The organism is Acinetobacter nematophilus (assembly GCF_026344175.1).
Classification (GTDB): Bacteria; Pseudomonadota; Gammaproteobacteria; order Pseudomonadales; family Moraxellaceae; genus Acinetobacter; species Acinetobacter nematophilus.
Map to the genome: position 1 here is coordinate 217,634 of NZ_JAPKMY010000003.1, position 17,906 is coordinate 235,539.

The following is a 17,906-nucleotide window of genomic DNA, read 5'->3' on the forward strand; positions in this document are numbered from 1 at the left end:
TACTCGTTTTAAAGGTGCTTAGAAAAATAAATTGGTTAGCGTTGTAGAGTGAGAAGCACACCTATAAAAATCACCACGCCACCTAAAAGACGTTGCCAGTTGACTGGCACCTTATCTGTACCCAATACACCAAAGTGATCAATGATCATCGATGTGGCTATTTGTCCAAAAATAATTAAGCCTGACAGCGTTAAAAAGCCAAGTTTTGGTGCAGTATAAATGCTGATACTGATGGCATAAACCCCAAGACAACCACCTAGCCAAAGATACCAAGGAATCACAGCTAAACTGTGGAGGGTTGGTTTTTGTTCAGACTGGAAGATTACCAAAACTACGAGCAATAGTGTACCCACCAAAAAAGATAAAAGAGCTGCTTGTAAGGGGGAGTAGAGATATTCACGCAGCTGTGTATTAATGGCAGTCTGGAAAGCCATCGCAATACCAATGCCCATAGTCAGTGGTAAAAGAAACAACAATTGACTGGATAATTTCATCATTCTTCTTCATCTACTTTTTATTACGCATATCCAGTCTAAAGCAATTTGATGACTTGTTCTAATCAGAAGCGAGAAGTCATGTTAAAATTAACCATTCTCTTACTTGCTTTGAGCTTTTCTTTGACTGCTTTAATCCCTCAAAATATTCCATTATCCCTTTATATTCATATGCCGTGGTGTGTGCGTAAGTGTCCGTATTGTGATTTTAATTCGCATGCTGTACCCGATGGAAAATTGTCTTTAGATTTAGAACAACAATATCTACAGGCATTGGTTGAAGACTTCAAAACGCAAATTGAATTTGCCCAAGGGCGAGAAATTCATAGTGTATTTATTGGTGGAGGGACGCCGTCACTGATTTCAGCCCAAGGTTATCAATGGTTATTCTCACAGTTAAAAGCATTACTGCCGTTTGAACTGGATTGTGAAATTACTTTAGAAGCGAATCCGGGAACGGTTGAGCATGATCCTTTTGCAGGCTATCTAGCGGCAGGTATTAACCGACTATCAATCGGCGTGCAGAGTTTTAATACTGAACATTTAAAAAAATTGGGTCGTATTCATTCCAATGATGATGCTGTATTCGCGATTCGAAATGCAAGAGAAGCAGGCTTTCAACGCGTCAATGTTGACTTGATGCATGGATTACCAGAACAGACCTTGGAACAGGCATTATACGACTTAAAACTGGCTGTTGAAAATGGTGCGACACATATTTCATGGTATCAATTGACCATTGAACCCAATACTGTTTTTTTTCGCACTCAACCGGTCTTACCTGTGGATGATGTTCTTGAGGAAATTCAGGAACAGGGGGAACAATATTTAAAAGAACAGGGTTTTATCAATTATGAAGTATCCGCCTGGCGCAAAGAACAACCATCAACGCATAACTTAAATTACTGGCAGTTCGGAGATTATCTAGCCATTGGTGCAGGCGCACATGGTAAGGTGACCCAGACCGATGGTGTATATCGTTTTCAAAAGACCCGTTTGCCCAAAGACTATTTAGCAAAAGTGCCTGCTGAACATTTGCAGTTTAAACGTATTGAAGATGTGGAGATGCCTTTTGAATTTATGATGAATGCTTTGCGTTTGAATGAGGGGGTGAATGCTCAACTTTATTCAGAACGTACAGGCTTGAATCTTGTGGATTTAAATGAGCGAATCAGCCCATTAAAACAGCGTCATTTAATGGTCAATGATGCAGCACGCTTGTCCTGTACAGCACAAGGACATATATTTTTAAACTCTGTTTTAGAGGTATTTTTATAAATATGCGGATTGATTAAAATAAACAGCATGAGATATCCAGTTTTGTTATGATGTGGCTGAAAATAAATATTTTAAATCCTCGGGTCATAACAATGAATAAATATCTCATCATTCTGTTTTCTGCCTTGATAGCTATCCCAATTGCTCACGCGAAAAATACGGTTCCCCAGTTTAGTGATTATCCTGTGAAATCGGTATATAAGGGCAAGACAGCTCAACTGGATATTTCTGATCCGAGTGCCAATATGTTTCGTACCCGACTTCGAGATGCATTAAAAGAAAAACCGGATTTTGCTGGTGAATATGTCACAACCATGTGGGGATGTGGTGCAAGTTGTAGAATGTATTCTTTCGTCAATAAGCGTACAGGGCAACTTTTAGCTGATGGTTTTGGGGGAGAGGCACGCACAGAAGATGTCGTAGCAACACGTGTGAATAGTCGTTTGTTGGTCACGCAAGAAGAACATATGGATCAAAACTACGAGGTTGATCAGGTCACTACTCGTTTTTATGTGCTCGAAAAGAACCGCTTGAGGCTGATAAAAACCATGGTTCGACCGGCAGTTAAAACTCAGCAGTAAAATCAACAGACTTTTATTCAATTAATTTCAATAACCATCGCTTGCTTGAAAAAATCTGGCTATTGCTATTATCAGGATTGTTTGAGTACGTCTTTAATAATTGAAAATGCAGGGGAAATATGTTTTCTGCTGGTATAAAATAAATAAAATGGCGGATGGGTAATTGCATATTCAGGGAGAATTTCACTGAGCTTGCCCTGATTGATATGAGGCATTGCAAGATTTTGAGGAATATAAGAAATTCCATAGCCGCATAAAGTTGCTTCTAAAATTTGATCGACATTGGTAAATATCAATTGACCTTCACCTTTGAAGCTTAAGGATTGTCCGTTTTCCACAAAAGTCCATGATAAAAGTGAATGATCTGTCAATATTCGAACATGAAGGCAAATATGTTGTTTTAGATCGTGAATTGACACAGGTCTGCCATATTTTGAAATATAATCTGGTGAAGCGACTAGGCACATTTTGATACTGGAACTGATTGGAATTGCCACCATATCTTTTTCGATTAAATTGCCAAGCCGAACACCTGCATCATAACCTTCTTTAGCAATATCAATACGTCTATTTTCGGAGATTAGCTCGATTTGAATGTCTGGATAATCTTTGAGTGCATTTTGAAGTTTTGGCCATAGATGATATTTGATGGCATAGTCATCAGCAGAGATTTTGACTTTTCCAACAGGTTTGTTGTGCATTGAACTGAGCAGCTCTAAACCTAAATTGATTTCTTCTATATTTTTTCCAACCAGTTCAAATAAGCGTTGGCCAGCATCAGTTACGGTTAAACTTCGAGTGGTACGATTAAACAGTTTTAATCCAATCTGTTCTTCTAAATGACAAATACTTTGACTGACCGCAGACTGTGTAACCCCCAGCTGAGCTGCTGTTTTAGTGAAATTTTTATTGTGAATGACCGCAGTAAATGTGCAGAGATCATTTAAGTTTATTTTCATTATTCATAAGAAATACTAATGGCTTCAATCTGATTATAGCATCTAATCAGGGTAACATACCTTTGTTAAGATGATTCTCATTGAAATCAAGGATAAATGAGGTCCTACAATGAAAAATGTAAAAATCAAAGCACCTTATTGGGAAATTGCTGCAAATATATATTTCCCAGAAAATTTTAATCCAGCACAAACATACCCTGCAATCATCAGTGGACACCCGATCGGAAGTTGCAAAGAACAAACGTCCGGTCAGGTGTATGGAGAGGCAATAGCAAAAGCCGGATTCATTGTGATCGCCTTCGATGCCAGTTTTCAAGGTGAAAGCGGAGGGGAACCGCGTTCAATTGAGAATCCTGCATTACGTGTTGAAGATTTTCGACTGGTTATAGATTATTTGGTGACCTTGGAGTATGTCGATGAAAATAGAATCGGTGTTTTAGGAATTTGCGGCGGAGGTGGCTATGCTTTGAATGTCGCAATGACTGAAAAACGTATTAAGGCCGTTGCGACTGTAGATGCGGTGAATTTCGGTCGTTTATCTCGAGAAGGCTTCAGTCAATGGAATCCACTCGAAAAGTTAGAAATGATTGCCAAGCAACGCACAGCAGAAGCACGTGGTGGAGCCAAACGGGTGGATAGTTTATTGCCTAATTCTGTCGCCGAAGCAGAATCTGCAGGTTTAACGGATATTGATGTGTTGGAAGCAACCGAATATTACAAGACACAACGCGGTCAACATCTTCGTGGAGAGTCTAAAGCTTTATTTTCGCATTCAGCAGTTTCAATAGGTTGGGATGCCTTCCATTTGGCTGAGGTATTGTTGACACAACCGCTTTTATTGATTGCAGGTGATAAAGTGGGAGGGTTTGGAGCATACCGTGACAGTTTAGAGATTTATGGTCGTGCAGCGTCTAGACAAAAAGAGTTGCTGATTGTTGAAGGGTGGTCTCATTATGATCTGTATGACAAACCAGAACCTGTGGCGCAGGCATTGGCGAAATTGATTCCTTTCTATCAGACACATCTTTAACTGAAATATTGAGAAAATACATTGAAAACAGTCAGCTTCATCAAACACAATGCTGAGGATACGATCATTGCTGCAAATATTCATTATCCTGAAAAAGTTGATGAAAACGATCAATATCCAACAATCGCCATTGTTCATTCTTGAGATGCTGTAAAAACTACAATTGCATACGCTTCAGAGCTTGCACAGCAGGGCTTTGTGAGCTTGTTAAAAAGCAGAAGTATTTTTCACTCATTCTTTGCAGGCTATTGCAGGTAGTCAATGGATGCTAGAAGATTTGGTAAATCGTGCTGCGAGTGCAGTTGAAGTAATACATCAATTCAGTCAGTTCTTTAACGCTCATTGAGTGTGATTCGCGATAAAAAAGAGCGCCTGGGCGCTCTTTTTTATCAGTCTATCTGTGATTGGTTGTTACAGCATCTCAGTAATCAAAACTAAAATGTTCCGCTTCAAGTGACATCATGGTCTTAGATGGATTGACCATCGACTCAGCATGACCTTGTGCGCGCGGTAACAACTGTTCGAAGTAGAAATCAGCAACTTTGATTTTTGCTTTATAGAACTCTGGAACTTCAGCACCATTTCCTGACGCCAGTTTTTCAGAAGCGACGGCTGCTTGTTGAGCCCAGTAATAAGCCATCATTGCATAGCCGGAGAACATCAAGAAATCTACAGAAGCAGAGGATACGATGTCACGGTCTTTACGCGCTGCAAGCATGATGCGTACAGTTAAAGCATTCCACTGCGCACAGATTTTGGTTAAATCCCATGCAAAGCGCCGCATGTATTTGTTACGTGCATGTTGACCACAGAATTTTAAGATCTCCGCAGTGTATTCACGAACGACTTTACCTTTAGAAGAAAGTAGAACTTTACGCCCGATCAAATCAAGTGCCTGTACGCCCGTTGTACCTTCATACAAGGTTGAAATACGTGCATCACGTGCAATTTGTTCCATGCCATGTTCTTTGATATAACCATGACCACCAAAAACCTGCATGCCATGATTTGAAGCTTCCAAGCCCATTTCTGTTAAGAAACCTTTGAGAATCGGGGTGTAGAAACCAAGTTTATCGTCATACTCATCAAATTTCGCTTGATCGCCTTGAGCCAAAGCATCAGTCATTTTATCAGCAAGTTGAGCGGCATGATAAATCATTGAACGACCACCCTCAGCAATTGCCTTTTGGGTCAACAGCATACGACGAACGTCAGCGTGGTGAATAATGGCATCTGCAACTTTCTCTGGATCTTTTTTACCTGATAGCGCACGCATAGACATACGATCTTTGGCATAAGGCAGCGCACCTTGGAATGCTAACTCAGCATGTGCAAGACCTTGAACCGCAGTGCCGATACGTGCAGTGTTCATAAAGGTAAACATGGCATGTAAGCCTTTGTTGACCTCACCAATCAGATAGCCTGTTGCTGCATCAAAGTTCAACACAGCTGTTGCTGAAGCACGAATCCCCATTTTGTGTTCGATTGAACCACATGTCACAGGGTTGCGCTCACCCACACCGCCATCAGCAGTTGGGATAAATTTAGGAACGATAAATAATGAAATGCCTTTGGTACCTGCAGGTGCATCCGGTAGGCGAGCCAAAACGATATGAATGATATTTTCAGTTAAATCATGTTCACCCGCAGAAATGAAAATTTTTGTACCAGTGATGGCATAGGTACCATCTTCTTTAGGCTCCGCTTTGGTTTTAACTTGTCCTAAGTCGGTACCACATTGAGGTTCAGTCAAACACATTGTACCTGACCAAGTTCCAGCAGTAAGGTGTGGCATGTAGGTTGCTTTTTGTTCATCTGTACCAAACTGCATAATGGTGTTCATACAGCCCATACTTAAACCTGGGTACATGGTGAATGACCAGTTTGCAGTTCCCATCATTTCTGATTTGATCAGATTTAAAGACATCGGTAGGCCTTGACCACCAAATTCTTCTGGGTAGGACAAACCTTGCCAACCACCCTGAACGAATTGATCATAAGCTTCTTTAAAGCCTTTTGGCGTTGTTACTTCACCATCTTTAAAATGACAGCCTTCTTCATCACCTGATTGGTTCAGTGGAGAAAGTACATTTTCACAAAAATCTGCTGCACCTTCCAAAATCATATCAATGGTGTCTGCATCGGCATTTTCGCCAATAGACAGAGTTTTATAGTGTGCTGAATAGTCAAAAACTTCGTTAATTAAAAAACGAATATCACGGAGCGGCGCTTTATATGCTGGCATGTATTTAATCCTAATTTAAAAATAGTTTTGGATCTTCAATCGATAGTTTCATTATTCATAATCATATGAGAAATACATTGATAAAACTCCCTAAAAGAATTGTCAGAAATGCGAATTTGGTAGAAAAAGTACATGCTAATCTGTTGCTTTTTTGATAGCATTAAACAGTTTGTTTTTGTAGTTTCATTGCTATTTTAGTGTCTTTATAATATTCAAGTGAGTAAATCTCTCATGCATTTAAAAAAATTAACATTGTGTCTTTTGGGTTTGAGTTTGTCTGCATGTTCCACACATGTGATTAAAAGTAATGCTTTAAACGCAGATCAAGACGCTCCTCAACGTGCAATTCAAGGGTTTAATGCGCTGTATGAATATCCTAATTTTGATTATCGTGGACAATTCCAAGTTCATTTAGATCGTCCACAGAAAGATCACAATATAAAGAGCACGGATTCAAAACAACTAGATCCTGCAATTGAAAAAAAGGTCAATCAGTATTTAAAAGATCAAAAGATTAAACTGACGGATACCCAGAAAAAAGAACTTTATCAGGCGATTGCGAAACAGGATTCAAATTACATCAGTCGTTTTGTCGGCATGGGTGCAGATGTTGTGCAAAATATTGTCAATGATTTGCAAGTTCAATATGACGGAACCGTGAATTATCGTCAAAAAATGGCATCGTTCAATTTGGAAACTCGATACAAAAAGCCAAACTTGTCTGTGGAAATGCGTATTCCTACAGTTTTGGATATGAATGATTATAAATTCTATACCCATATTTTTTCGATCATGCCTTATTTGGCTAATTCTCAAGATCAAGATAAATATGCGTATTATGATTTTTCAAAATATAAAGACGATATTCGCAAGGTGAATGGCAAGGCATTGGTTGAGTTGTTGAAACAATCGGGTGCAACTTCATATTTAATTGCTTCACCTCATCAAATTGAAAATCTTGCGGTGAGTTCAGCGGAAAAACAAGCAGGAATCGTTGAAAAAATTCGTTTAAACACGACCATTGAAGAAATGTTTTTACAAGGTCAATTGTATTCTACAGTGAACCGCCAATATCTGATGAATTCTGTACTGGGATTGAGTCAGTCCAATATGGAAAAAATTTTAGGATCTGGTGGAGAAGATCAGACAAGCGATGAGGCTTATCAAGCAGCACAAGAAGCAACGAAAGCTGCTGAGGAAGCAGCATCTGGAATTACATCAAGTGATGATAGCGCCAGTGATGCATCCAGTGCAATGTATCAACTTTACAATGCCGTCAATCGTAAGTCACATGAAGACTTGGAGGAAGAGGTGGAAGCTGGGGATGCAACACCAGCAGCTTATGAGGTAGAACAAGCCGCAAGTGAGGCTGTCGAAGATAATGAAGATTATGCTACAGCTGCTCAAGATCAAGAACGTGACTCTGAATATGATGATGTTGAGGCTGCAGCAGACAGCAATACAACAAAAATCTTAACTGAGCAGCAATGTGAAGATTTGACCAAAGCCAAAGCAAATCCTCGGTTTGGTGATGTGGAATATTGTCAATATCATTATGAAATAGACGTCTTGAAAGGCGAGCAACAAAAAGAATCTTCATCAGAGAGTGCGTTAAGAGAAAAAAATAAGACGACATTGGTCAGCACATTCAATAGCTATGCCAAAGATCAGTTGGTAGATGCGCAGCAATTTAAACAGTTGTGGAATCAACATCTCACTGAGATTGAAAGCAGTTTACCAGCTCCAAACAAGCGTAATCCACTGATCGTCGACTTGTCATTGGACAATAAAGGACGAGCAGTTAAAGCTGATTATGATATGGGCTTGGATTTAGAAACTTTAAATCGTAAGTTAAACATTAAAATGGATATGCAATTCCTCAATTATGGCAATGCAAGCAAAATTGACCAGAGTGTTCTCAAGCAGGCGAAACCTTTTAAAGAGATCTTTAAAGGCAGCATCATGGAACAAGCGGTGGGTGGCATATCGGGTTCAGAACGCAGCGATGAGCAAAAATACCTAAGTTTAGATGAGCGTTTAGCGCTGTTGGCTGAACAAGTATTTGCGCAAACGGGATCTTATGAAAAAACCTATAAGGCAGTATTTATTGCAAAATTGACTGCGCAAAAACCTGAATTGATCAAACAGTATTCTGCCCAAGACTTACAAGAAATTGCTGCGATTTATGCATATGCCTATTCAGATGAAGAAATCTACAATCCGAAAGGTCAGGCTTTAAAACACATCCAAGCCCTACAGAAAAAGCATCACTTAGAAGACGATCATCAGTACGATGATGAACTTGGAAATGATGTTGATGAGATTGTTGCTAAGATTTGGAAAGCCAAACAGAGTACTTTGGAGGTGCAGGGTTTGGTTAAAAAATATAAAACGACTGAAGCTGTGTTTGTGCAATATTACATGCAGAAGTTTGAAGCCGAAAATGAGATTGAAAAGTCTCAGCGTGGAGAATTTGTAAAAACAGCAAAAGTTTTAGCAAAGTCGTATGTTGCATTTAAAAATAATAAGTTTAGTGATCAAGTCGTATCAACATTAAATGCTGATTCTACGGAATTTATTGACTATGACTTATTTAAGCAAGCCTATCAGGCATTGAGTGATGCTAAATTAAAGTAATTCATCTGCATAGCGACAAAAAAAGAACCTCAATAGGGGTTCTTTTTTTGTCGACCAGATAAATATTCTGCCCATCTGTAGCCATCTAGAGAAAATCTTTTAGATTGGGGCGAATGCCATTCCAGATATAAAATGCCTCTATTGCTTGTCCAACCAGCATGCCGAAACCCTCTGAGGTTGGAACTTGACGTGCTTTGGCCTGTTCTATAAAGCTGGATGCTTTGCCATATGCCATTTCATATGCATGATCAAATGTTAATGTTGCAGGGAGTATAAGGGCATCACCACTTAGACTTGCTGATGTGGCATTGATGACAATATCAAACTGCCCCTGTAATGCTGTGAGGTTACAGGCCATCAATTGTGCTTCAGGCACGCTGTCTGTCAAGTCGGCAACCAATTGCTCGGCACGAGCAAGTGTACGGTTGGCGATCACGATTTTTTTTACACCGGCTTTCACCAAGGGGTAGATGACACCTCGAGTTGCACCACCTGCACCAATAATCAGTATATCTGTGTCTGTTAATTTCCAATCCAAAGCTTTAATGGCGTCAACCAGACCTTGACCATCGGTATTGTCTCCATGTAACTCACCATTTTCCATCCATAAAGTATTTACAGCTTTGGCGATTTTTGCGCGTTCAGTGAGCTGCGTGCACAAGGCGAAGGCCTGTTCTTTAAAAGGAACGGTCACATTCATTCCTACACCATTTTGGGAAAAGAACTCATGCACACTGTTCTCAAAACCATCCAGTGGAGCAAGACGTTTGCTGTAATTCAGATCAATACCTGTTTGCTTTGCAAAAGCATGATGTAATTCAGGAGAACGAGAATGTTCAATCGGATTTCCAATGACTGCGAATTGTTTGCTCATGTCCAATGTCCAAGTATTGAGAATATTGATTTTTAAGGCGTGGCAACAATATACGGGAAAATGTTGAAGACAACAAAAAGTATCTTGGTGTACTTTTGGATTAAATATTTATCTTCTGATTTTTGATGTTTAAGAAAAAAGAAATTATTTTTGAATTATGGATTACATACTGACTCTAAAAAGTCGAGAAAAATCATTGCAAAAACCACAACGAAACCAATCGATAAAACAACACTGGAGGTAATTGAAATGCTATCTGATAAATCATTGGTAGAGATGATGGTGGTTGAAACTGAGCACACCAGTAAAAACAGAATGCCTACTGAAAGTGTAAGTTTATGATTTTCTAATAAATTCCTCATATCAACCTCTCGCGTTAACTGCTATAATCTTCTGATATTCAATATAAATTTATCGGAAAAATTAAGGAAATTTTAAGTCTGCTATAGTAGCCGAGTTTAAGGTTAATTTAAATTAAAAAAGTTGCGTTATTGTGAATAATTCTCATCTTAATTGTGAGTAAATCTTTCAGCGTTTGTTTTTAGTGCAATATAAAAAAAGCCACCTCATGTCACAGGGTAGCTTTTTAAAATGATTTTTGATTGTTTTAGATCATTTGAGTACAGACAACCAATCATGAGGTTTTAAATAATAATCGGTTAATTGTTTTTCTGGGCTCTGTTCATCCCATTCAGGGCGGTACGACCATGCTGCAAGCGGTGGCATACTGACCAAAATAGATTCAATCCGCCCACCCGTTTGTAAGCCAAATAATGTACCCCGGTCATAGACGAGATTGTACTCCACATAACGACCACGACGATACAATTGGAAATCCCGTTGGGCTTCAGTGTAGGGTTTATTCTGATTGCGTTGGAAAATAGGTAAGATGGCATTTAAATAACCGTTACCCACGGCTTGTATATATTCAAAGCATTTTTCAAAATCCCATTGATTCAAATCATCAAAAAACAGACCACCAATACCACGCTGTTCATCTCGATGTTTTAAATAGAAATAATCATCACACCATTTTTTATGCTCTGTATAGACCTCTTCTCCAAAGGGTTTGCATAAATCAAAAGCGGTTTGATGCCAACTGAACACGTCTTCTTGATTGGGATAAAACGGGGTAAGATCGAAACCGCCCCCAAACCACCAAATTGGCTCTTGACCTTCGGGTTCAGCAACGAATAAGCGAACATTGGCATGAGAGGTCGGAACATTTGGATTTTTCGGATGAATGACCAGCGACACCCCTAAAGCCTGAGCTTTAGCACCTGCAATAGCGGGATGGCGTTCAGTTGCAGAAGCGGGAAGTTTTGAAATATTGATATGTGAGAACATTACACCCCCTTTTTCAATCACTGTCCCGTTTTGTAAAACGCGGGAACGACCACCGCCTCCCTCAGGTCGTTGCCAGTCATCCACTTCAAATTTTGCAGTCCCTTGACCTAATTGTTCTTGTTGTTCTAAAGCTGAACAAATTCGCGCTTGTAAATCGACAAGAAACGTACGAACACGTTGAATATCAGCAGAGGTTGGGTTTTGCATGACGATCCTCAAATGCGCACAAAAAGATTTTATACATCAAAGCATAAAACCATTAAAAAAGAAAACCATTGGAAAATGAAGGTGTTTTTTTGAATACTTTTGCTACGGGTTCAGCACATAAGCGTGTTCGTGACGATTTAAAGTTTTTTACAAAAAATCCCGAGCAATTCGCTAGGTTGAAATCTATGTTGAAGCTCAGCACAATGGATTGAAGATAAAAGCATGGGTGTGCGTTTATTGGTTTGTGAATCTTAATTCGGTACTGAGCAGTGAATATGAGTTGTTCTTTAATTCAGAAATACAATGTGGCAGGTCCACGTTATACCAGTTATCCAACAGTTCCGTATTGGGATGAAAGCTCTTTTTCGCTGCAGCAATGGAAGCATACGTTAAAACGCTCCTTTGATGAGTCTAATCAAAGTGAGGGGATCAGCTTATACATCCATTTACCTTTTTGTGAAAGTCTATGTACCTTCTGTGGATGTCATAAGAAAGTGACCAAGCGGCATGAAATGGAGCAACCCTATATCCAAGCGGTTTTAAAAGAATGGGACCTGTATTGTCGATTACTACAAGACAAACCCAAGATTAAAGAAATTCACTTGGGGGGTGGTACACCGACTTTTTTTTCAGTTGAACATTTACAGCAGCTTATTCAGGGGATTCTAGCCAAAGCGGATATTGCAGAAGGTCATGAATTTAGCTTTGAAGGGCATCCAAATAACACCACGAAAGCACATTTACAAGCATTGTATGATCTAGGATTCCGTCGTGTGAGTTATGGTGTGCAGGATTATAATGATACGGTGCAACAAGCCATTCACCGTATTCAACCTTTTGAACATGTTGCCAATGTCACGAAATGGGCACGTGAGATTGGCTATAGTTCGATTTCACATGATTTGGTTTTTGGTTTGCCTTTTCAAAATCTAACTGATGTGTTGAAAACCATTGATTTAACCAACAGTCTCATGCCAGACCGTTTAGCTTTTTATAGTTATGCGCACGTTCCTTGGATCAAGGGCAATGGACAACGTGGTTTCAAAGACCACGATGTACCGAAAGATGAGGTGAAGCGAACTTTATATGAAGTGGGGAAAAAGCAACTTTTGGCGCATGGTTATCATGAAATTGGCATGGATCATTTCGCATTAGCGAAAGATGGGATGTATCAATCTTTTCAGGCTGGAACATTGCATCGTAACTTTATGGGCTATACCTCCTCAAAAACGCAGGTCATGATCGGTCTTGGAGTCTCTTCGATCAGCGACAGTTGGTATAGCTTTGCACAAAATGAAAAAGATATAGCGGCATACTATGCTTGTTTAGAGCGTGATGAAATTCCTGTCGTAAAAGGTCATGTACTGAGTGCAGAAGATTTGAAAATCCGTCGGCATATTTTAAATTTAATGTGTACTTTTCAAACTTCATGGGCTGAGCCGTTTATGGATTTTGCAGAACGCGCCCAGGTTGTTGAGCAGCTTATCGAAATGCAACAGGACGGTTTGTTGGCGATCGAAACAGATCGGATTGTAATTACTGAATCAGGCAAGCCCTTTGTTCGTAATATTTGTATGGCTTTTGATTTGCATTTAAAACGAAGAAAACCTGAAACACAGATTTTCTCGATGACGATTTGATTGTATTTTACAAAATATTATATTTAAACACTTAGATGAAGAAGTGCAGATGATTTCTTTCTTTTCAGGGATGAAAAGAAACAAAAATCCTTTGTTGGGCAAAGGGGACTCCTGTCACCCTTGCCCAACGGCGACATCCCTGTCGCCATCCGCGATAGCAAAACCTTTCTAGATGTTTTATTCATAAAATTAGTGAATTAATAGAGATGTTATGGTTTTACTGATTTTTTTTGTTCGATTAACTTATTAATGACTTCACCATATACCCAAGTATTTAAAATTTCATCTGAGCTTTCTAGGTCAATAATATCTAAAAATTTTTCATAGCTAACAGCAACTTGTTCTCTATCATCTGTATCTAGGCTGTATGGGTCAATTTGATTGATACCATCAGCAAGTGTTTTAAGTAATTGTTTTTTTGAGGGTAGTGTTTGACTCTCATAAAGTTTAATAAAAGCTTGACTTGTATGGGTTAAATTTTGATTGAGTTTTTGCTTTAATTGAGGATTTTTGATCCCGGCATATAAAAAAATTTCGGGCAAAAAATGGTTTTGTTGTTGGAACTGTCTTAATTGTTGAATGATTGTAGATTAGGCTTTTGAATCAGATGCCTGACAATATGCGCTGAATAAAAGGAGACTGATTGCAAATAAAATTGAGCTTAATTTCATTAGTTCAGTCTCCTATTATTTAACTTAGATTATTTAAAAGTCATCTTTCTCATACATATGAGACATACGATCATGTTTGGTTTTTAAATAATCTTCGTTGAATTTATTTAAACCCACAGTTAAAGGAACACGGTCGACAACATCTATGCCCAAATCCGTTAAGGCTTTTAATTTTAACGGATTATTGGTGATTAACTTGACTTGTTTAACCTGCAAATGATCCAGCATAATGCTGCACATGTCATATTGACGAGCATCAGCAGGGAGGTTCAACAATAAATTGGCGTCTACAGTATCATGACCTTGGTCCTGTAAAGCATATGCTCGAATTTTATTGGTTAAACCAATCCCGCGACCTTCTTGGCGTAGATATAAAATTACACCTTGACCTGCTTCATTCATCATTTTCATGGTGTTGTGTAACTGTGGACCGCAGTCGCATTTCAATGAGCCAAAGGCATCGCCAGTTAAACATTCTGAGTGAATGCGAACTAAAACAGGATTTGTGGGAGCGATTTCTAAACCCTTAGAAAGAGCAACATGCTCTTCACCTGTCAGCGGATCTTGAAATACAGAAATTTTAAAATCACCATATGCGGTGGGTAATTTTGAAGTGGCAACAAACTCTATTGACACAGAATCTTCCATCTATTTGTTTAGAAATTAGCTAAAGTATAGCGTAATGCTTGGACATTGGTAGAATTGAAAAGCATGTTTTTATAGATAACTTTGCGATAAAAAATTCTTTTTTGTATAAAGCGCACGATAATAGTTGATATATAGATAGATTATTCATGATAATTGACACCAAGAGCACACTTGCTGACTTGGAAGTATCCAATGACGCATCATTATAAATGTGGCTGATCGAATGTGATATGATTTGTTTTCACAATCATGCTAACCCGTGTACCTAGCTTAGATTTGCCAGGCTTTAGAAGGCTTTGCCACATATGTTGTATACCGAAATACCTAATCAACGTCCTGTTACGCCATTGTTGGATGAAGTAGAGCATCCTCAACAATTACGTCAGCTTGAGCAAAGCCAATTGGTGCAGGTCGCGGACGAATTGCGTCAATTCATTTTGTATGCTGCTGGACAAAGTGGCGGGCATTTTGGGGCAAACCTTGGCGTTATTGAACTGACTGTCGCTTTACATTATTGCTTTGAGACACCCAAAGATCGTTTGGTGTGGGATGTAGGGCATCAAGCATACCCACACAAGGCACTGACAGGCCGTCGGGAACAATTAACCACGATCCGTTCCAAAAATGGTTTGGCGGCTTTTCCCGCACGAGAAGAATCCGAGTTTGATACCTTTGGTGTTGGTCATTCTTCAACAGCAATTTCAGCAGGTTTGGGAATGGCGTTAGCACGTCGTTACCAAAAAGACCCTTGTGAGGTCGTGGCTATTGTGGGCGATGGTGCGATGACGGCTGGTATGGCTTTTGAAGCTATGAATGATGCTGTTGCGCATAATGCTGATTTGATTGTAGTGCTCAATGACAATGATATGTCCATTTCGTGTAGTACAGGCGGTTTTGCAAAGCACTTAGCTGCAATTTGGGAACAAGGCCAATTCATCAATATTGATGAAGAGGGACAAGCTTTTGTTCAAGACTGTCCAGAGTGGGACTACAATTCTCGTTTACACCAGTCAGCAACAGATGCAGCCGATAATTTATTTAAAGCGATTGGCTTTGATTATTTTGGTCCATTTGATGGTCACGATGTTGAGCAATTGGTACAAGTATTCAATGCATTGAAAAAGCGTAAAGGTCCACGTTTAATCCATGTATATACGGTAAAAGGTAAAGGTTTTGCGCCTGCCGAAGCTGATCAAATCAAATATCATGCCATTGGTAAAATTCACGCTTTACCCGCTAAAAGCTCAGCACCAAAATATTCAGATGTATTTGGGCAGTGGTTATGTGATGAAGCTTTACAAGATCAACGATTGTTGGCCATCACACCTGCGATGTGTGAGGGTTCGGGGATGGTACAGTTTGCCAAGCAATTCCCAGAACGCTACTTTGATGTTGCAATCGCAGAACAACATGCCGTGACTTTGGCTGCGGGGATGGCTTGCGAGGGCTTGAAACCTGTGGTTGCAATTTATTCGACCTTCTTGCAACGCGGTTATGACCAATTGATTCATGATGTCGCTTTACAAAATCTGGATGTAACCTTTGGGATTGATCGTGCTGGATTGGTTGGCGAAGATGGCCCAACCCATGCAGGGGCTTATGATTATGCTTATATGCGTACAGTGCCGAATATGGTGATCATGGCACCAAAAGACGAAGATGAATGCCGTCAGATGTTACATACGGCCTATTTATATCCAGGTCCAACAGCTGTTCGCTATCCACGTGGTAATGGTTTAGGGGTTGAAATTCAGCAGCAATTGACTGAACTTGAAATTGGTAAAGCAGAATTATTATTAGAACTCAATGCTGAACATGATGAAGGTTTGAGTATCCTTGCATTTGGTAGCCGTGTTCAACCTGCGTTAGAGGCAGCAAAACAACTGGCACAGCAATTGGATATTGCAATTCGCGTTGTGAACATGCGCTTTGTCAAACCATTGGATGAGCAGATTATTCAAGACTTGGCAGACAAAACCAGTTTGTTTGTTACCGTGGAAGAGCATGCCGTTATGGCGGGTGCAGGTAGTGCTGTAAACGAATTTTTAGCACAGGCTCAAATCATTAAACCGATTTTAAACTTGGGTTTACCTGATGAGTTTCTGGCTCAAGCAACTCATACTGAAATGCTTCAAGACTGTGGACTGGATACCGATGGTATTCAAAACTCAATCCAGCAGGCATGGTTGAAACTTGTTCAACATGTCTAAATGATTGTAAAAAATCAACATGTAAAATTTTAGAAACAAAATTTCCCAAAAAGCGCAGATATTTGTTAAAATGCCTGCGCTTTTATGCATTATTCTTTATCAGTATCTTCAAATTTGTAGTGGGTGTTCAATGGAACCTATGGTGGTGATGGCTGCGCGTGCGGCTCAATTAGTTGGTCAAGAGCTTTTAAAAGCGCATCAAAATCGTCATAAACTCGATCTACAAGTCGAAGAAAAAGGGATTGATGGGCCAGTGACTCGTGTAGACCGTTACATTGAGCAACTTACCATTGATACACTTCGTAAAAGTTATAAAAATCACAGCTTCCTTGGTGAGGAATTTGGTCTACAAGAAGGTAAAGGTCACGATGCCGATTGGTGTTGGGTGATTGATCCACTTGATGGCACTTTAAACTTTATCAATGGTTTCCCACATTTCTGTGTCTCTATTGCCGTTCAACATAAAGGCGTAACTCAACACGGTGTGATTTATGACCCTGTAAAAGATGAGTTATTCTCAGCAAGCCGTGGTCGCGGTGCCATGTTGAATCAACGCCGTATCCGCGTCAATGTGAAAGACAGCCTGGAAAATACTTTTGTTGGCGTAGGACATGCTTATCGTGCAAAACGTAACGGTGAAATTGTTTCTTATGCAAAAAACCATTTTGAATCTTTGTTAAATGTGACAAATGCTGGCGCACAATATCGTCGTGCAGGTTCTGCTGCACTCGATTTGGCTTATGTTGCTGCTGGCCGTTTAGATGCTTATTTTGAACTTGGTTTAAAACCTTGGGATATTGCGGCAGGTGAATTGATTGTGAAAGAAGCGGGCGGTACAGTTGTTGATGCTCGCGGTGGTTCAGACTCAATGGAAAATGGTCAAGTGATTGCTTGTTCTATGAAAATGTTAAAACCATTGATGCAACAAGTTGTTCCAGCATGGGGCGAAGCTGCGAAATAATTTTTAATTATTTGTGTAGATTGAGTTTTAAAAAGCCTTCATGAGAATGAGGGCTTTTTTGTTTTCAGGCAGTGATTTTCTTTTATCGGATTATAATATTTAGATGGTGATAAAATATTTATTT

16 protein-coding genes are annotated in these 17,906 nt (G+C 39.5%); 8 read left to right on the forward strand and 8 right to left on the reverse strand.

From position 1 onward, the window contains the following. Window positions 1-35: 35 nt before the first annotated feature. Window positions 36-497, reverse strand: coding sequence for a DMT family transporter (locus OSH00_RS08075; RefSeq protein ID WP_046760855.1), 462 nt, complete (start codon window positions 495-497; stop codon window positions 36-38). A gap of 78 nt (window positions 498-575) precedes the next feature. Between OSH00_RS08075 and hemW the strand changes: the two genes are divergently transcribed. Then, entirely contained in the window at window positions 576-1,772 is a 1,197-nt protein-coding gene (gene hemW / locus OSH00_RS08080) for a radical SAM family heme chaperone HemW (RefSeq protein ID WP_420909510.1), read from the forward strand. A gap of 92 nt (window positions 1,773-1,864) precedes the next feature. Continuing rightward, on the forward strand, window positions 1,865-2,353 hold the full coding sequence (locus OSH00_RS08085; RefSeq protein WP_266130007.1) for a hypothetical protein: 489 nt from the start codon (window positions 1,865-1,867) through the stop codon (window positions 2,351-2,353). 71 nt (window positions 2,354-2,424) lie between these two features. On the opposite strand, the gene OSH00_RS08090 is transcribed toward OSH00_RS08085, so the two are convergent. Continuing rightward, on the reverse strand, window positions 2,425-3,312 hold the full coding sequence (locus OSH00_RS08090) for a LysR family transcriptional regulator (protein ID WP_266130008.1): 888 nt from the start codon (window positions 3,310-3,312) through the stop codon (window positions 2,425-2,427). 109 nt (window positions 3,313-3,421) lie between these two features. Here OSH00_RS08090 and OSH00_RS08095 point away from each other — a divergent pair, with 109 nt between their 5' ends. Both OSH00_RS08095 and OSH00_RS08100 read left to right on the forward strand, forming a co-directional pair. Beyond that, window positions 3,422-4,342: an alpha/beta hydrolase gene (locus OSH00_RS08095; protein ID WP_266130009.1), complete on the forward strand. Its 921-nt coding sequence runs from the start codon at window positions 3,422-3,424 to the stop codon at window positions 4,340-4,342. A 21-nt stretch (window positions 4,343-4,363) separates the two neighbouring features. Next, the gene (locus OSH00_RS08100) at window positions 4,364-4,486 is read left to right on the forward strand and encodes a hypothetical protein (RefSeq protein WP_266130010.1); all 123 of its coding nucleotides are present in this window, start codon (window positions 4,364-4,366) and stop codon (window positions 4,484-4,486) included. 277 nt (window positions 4,487-4,763) lie between these two features. On the opposite strand, the gene OSH00_RS08105 is transcribed toward OSH00_RS08100, so the two are convergent. After that, window positions 4,764-6,587, reverse strand: coding sequence for an acyl-CoA dehydrogenase C-terminal domain-containing protein (locus OSH00_RS08105; RefSeq protein WP_266130011.1), 1,824 nt, complete (start codon window positions 6,585-6,587; stop codon window positions 4,764-4,766). 231 nt (window positions 6,588-6,818) lie between these two features. Here OSH00_RS08105 and OSH00_RS08110 point away from each other — a divergent pair, with 231 nt between their 5' ends. Further along, window positions 6,819-9,224 (forward strand): hypothetical protein, encoded by a 2,406-nt coding sequence (locus OSH00_RS08110; RefSeq protein WP_266130012.1) that lies wholly within the window; start codon window positions 6,819-6,821, stop codon window positions 9,222-9,224. An 85-nt stretch (window positions 9,225-9,309) separates the two neighbouring features. On the opposite strand, the gene aroE is transcribed toward OSH00_RS08110, so the two are convergent. The 3 genes from aroE to hemF all read right to left on the reverse strand — a co-directional run bounded on the left by aroE (window position 9,310) and on the right by hemF (window position 11,652). Continuing rightward, window positions 9,310-10,098 (reverse strand): shikimate dehydrogenase, encoded by a 789-nt coding sequence (aroE, locus tag OSH00_RS08115; RefSeq protein ID WP_266130013.1) that lies wholly within the window; start codon window positions 10,096-10,098, stop codon window positions 9,310-9,312. A 155-nt stretch (window positions 10,099-10,253) separates the two neighbouring features. After that, a complete protein-coding gene (locus OSH00_RS08120) occupies window positions 10,254-10,460 on the reverse strand; it encodes a hypothetical protein (protein WP_004825243.1) in 207 nt (68 codons plus the stop codon). A 250-nt stretch (window positions 10,461-10,710) separates the two neighbouring features. Continuing rightward, complete coding sequence (gene hemF, locus OSH00_RS08125; protein WP_266130014.1) at window positions 10,711-11,652, reverse strand: oxygen-dependent coproporphyrinogen oxidase; 942 nt, start codon at window positions 11,650-11,652, stop codon at window positions 10,711-10,713. A 275-nt stretch (window positions 11,653-11,927) separates the two neighbouring features. Here hemF and hemN point away from each other — a divergent pair, with 275 nt between their 5' ends. Continuing rightward, on the forward strand, window positions 11,928-13,292 hold the full coding sequence (hemN, locus tag OSH00_RS08130; protein ID WP_266130015.1) for an oxygen-independent coproporphyrinogen III oxidase: 1,365 nt from the start codon (window positions 11,928-11,930) through the stop codon (window positions 13,290-13,292). Window positions 13,293-13,501: 209 nt separating this feature from the next. Here hemN and OSH00_RS08135 read toward each other — a convergent pair whose 3' ends face one another. Next, window positions 13,502-13,876, reverse strand: a complete 375-nt coding sequence (locus OSH00_RS08135) for a DUF4844 domain-containing protein (RefSeq protein WP_266130155.1) — start codon at window positions 13,874-13,876, stop codon at window positions 13,502-13,504. Between the two features lie 120 nt (window positions 13,877-13,996). Next, entirely contained in the window at window positions 13,997-14,599 is a 603-nt protein-coding gene (gene ribA, locus OSH00_RS08140; RefSeq protein ID WP_196074425.1) for a GTP cyclohydrolase II, read from the reverse strand. A 317-nt stretch (window positions 14,600-14,916) separates the two neighbouring features. On the opposite strand from ribA, the gene dxs reads away from it, so the two are divergent. Beyond that, the gene (dxs, locus tag OSH00_RS08145) at window positions 14,917-16,821 is read left to right on the forward strand and encodes a 1-deoxy-D-xylulose-5-phosphate synthase (RefSeq protein ID WP_266130016.1); all 1,905 of its coding nucleotides are present in this window, start codon (window positions 14,917-14,919) and stop codon (window positions 16,819-16,821) included. Window positions 16,822-16,951: 130 nt separating this feature from the next. Next, the gene (locus tag OSH00_RS08150; RefSeq protein WP_196074423.1) at window positions 16,952-17,782 is read left to right on the forward strand and encodes an inositol monophosphatase family protein; all 831 of its coding nucleotides are present in this window, start codon (window positions 16,952-16,954) and stop codon (window positions 17,780-17,782) included. Window positions 17,783-17,906 lie beyond the last annotated feature (124 nt).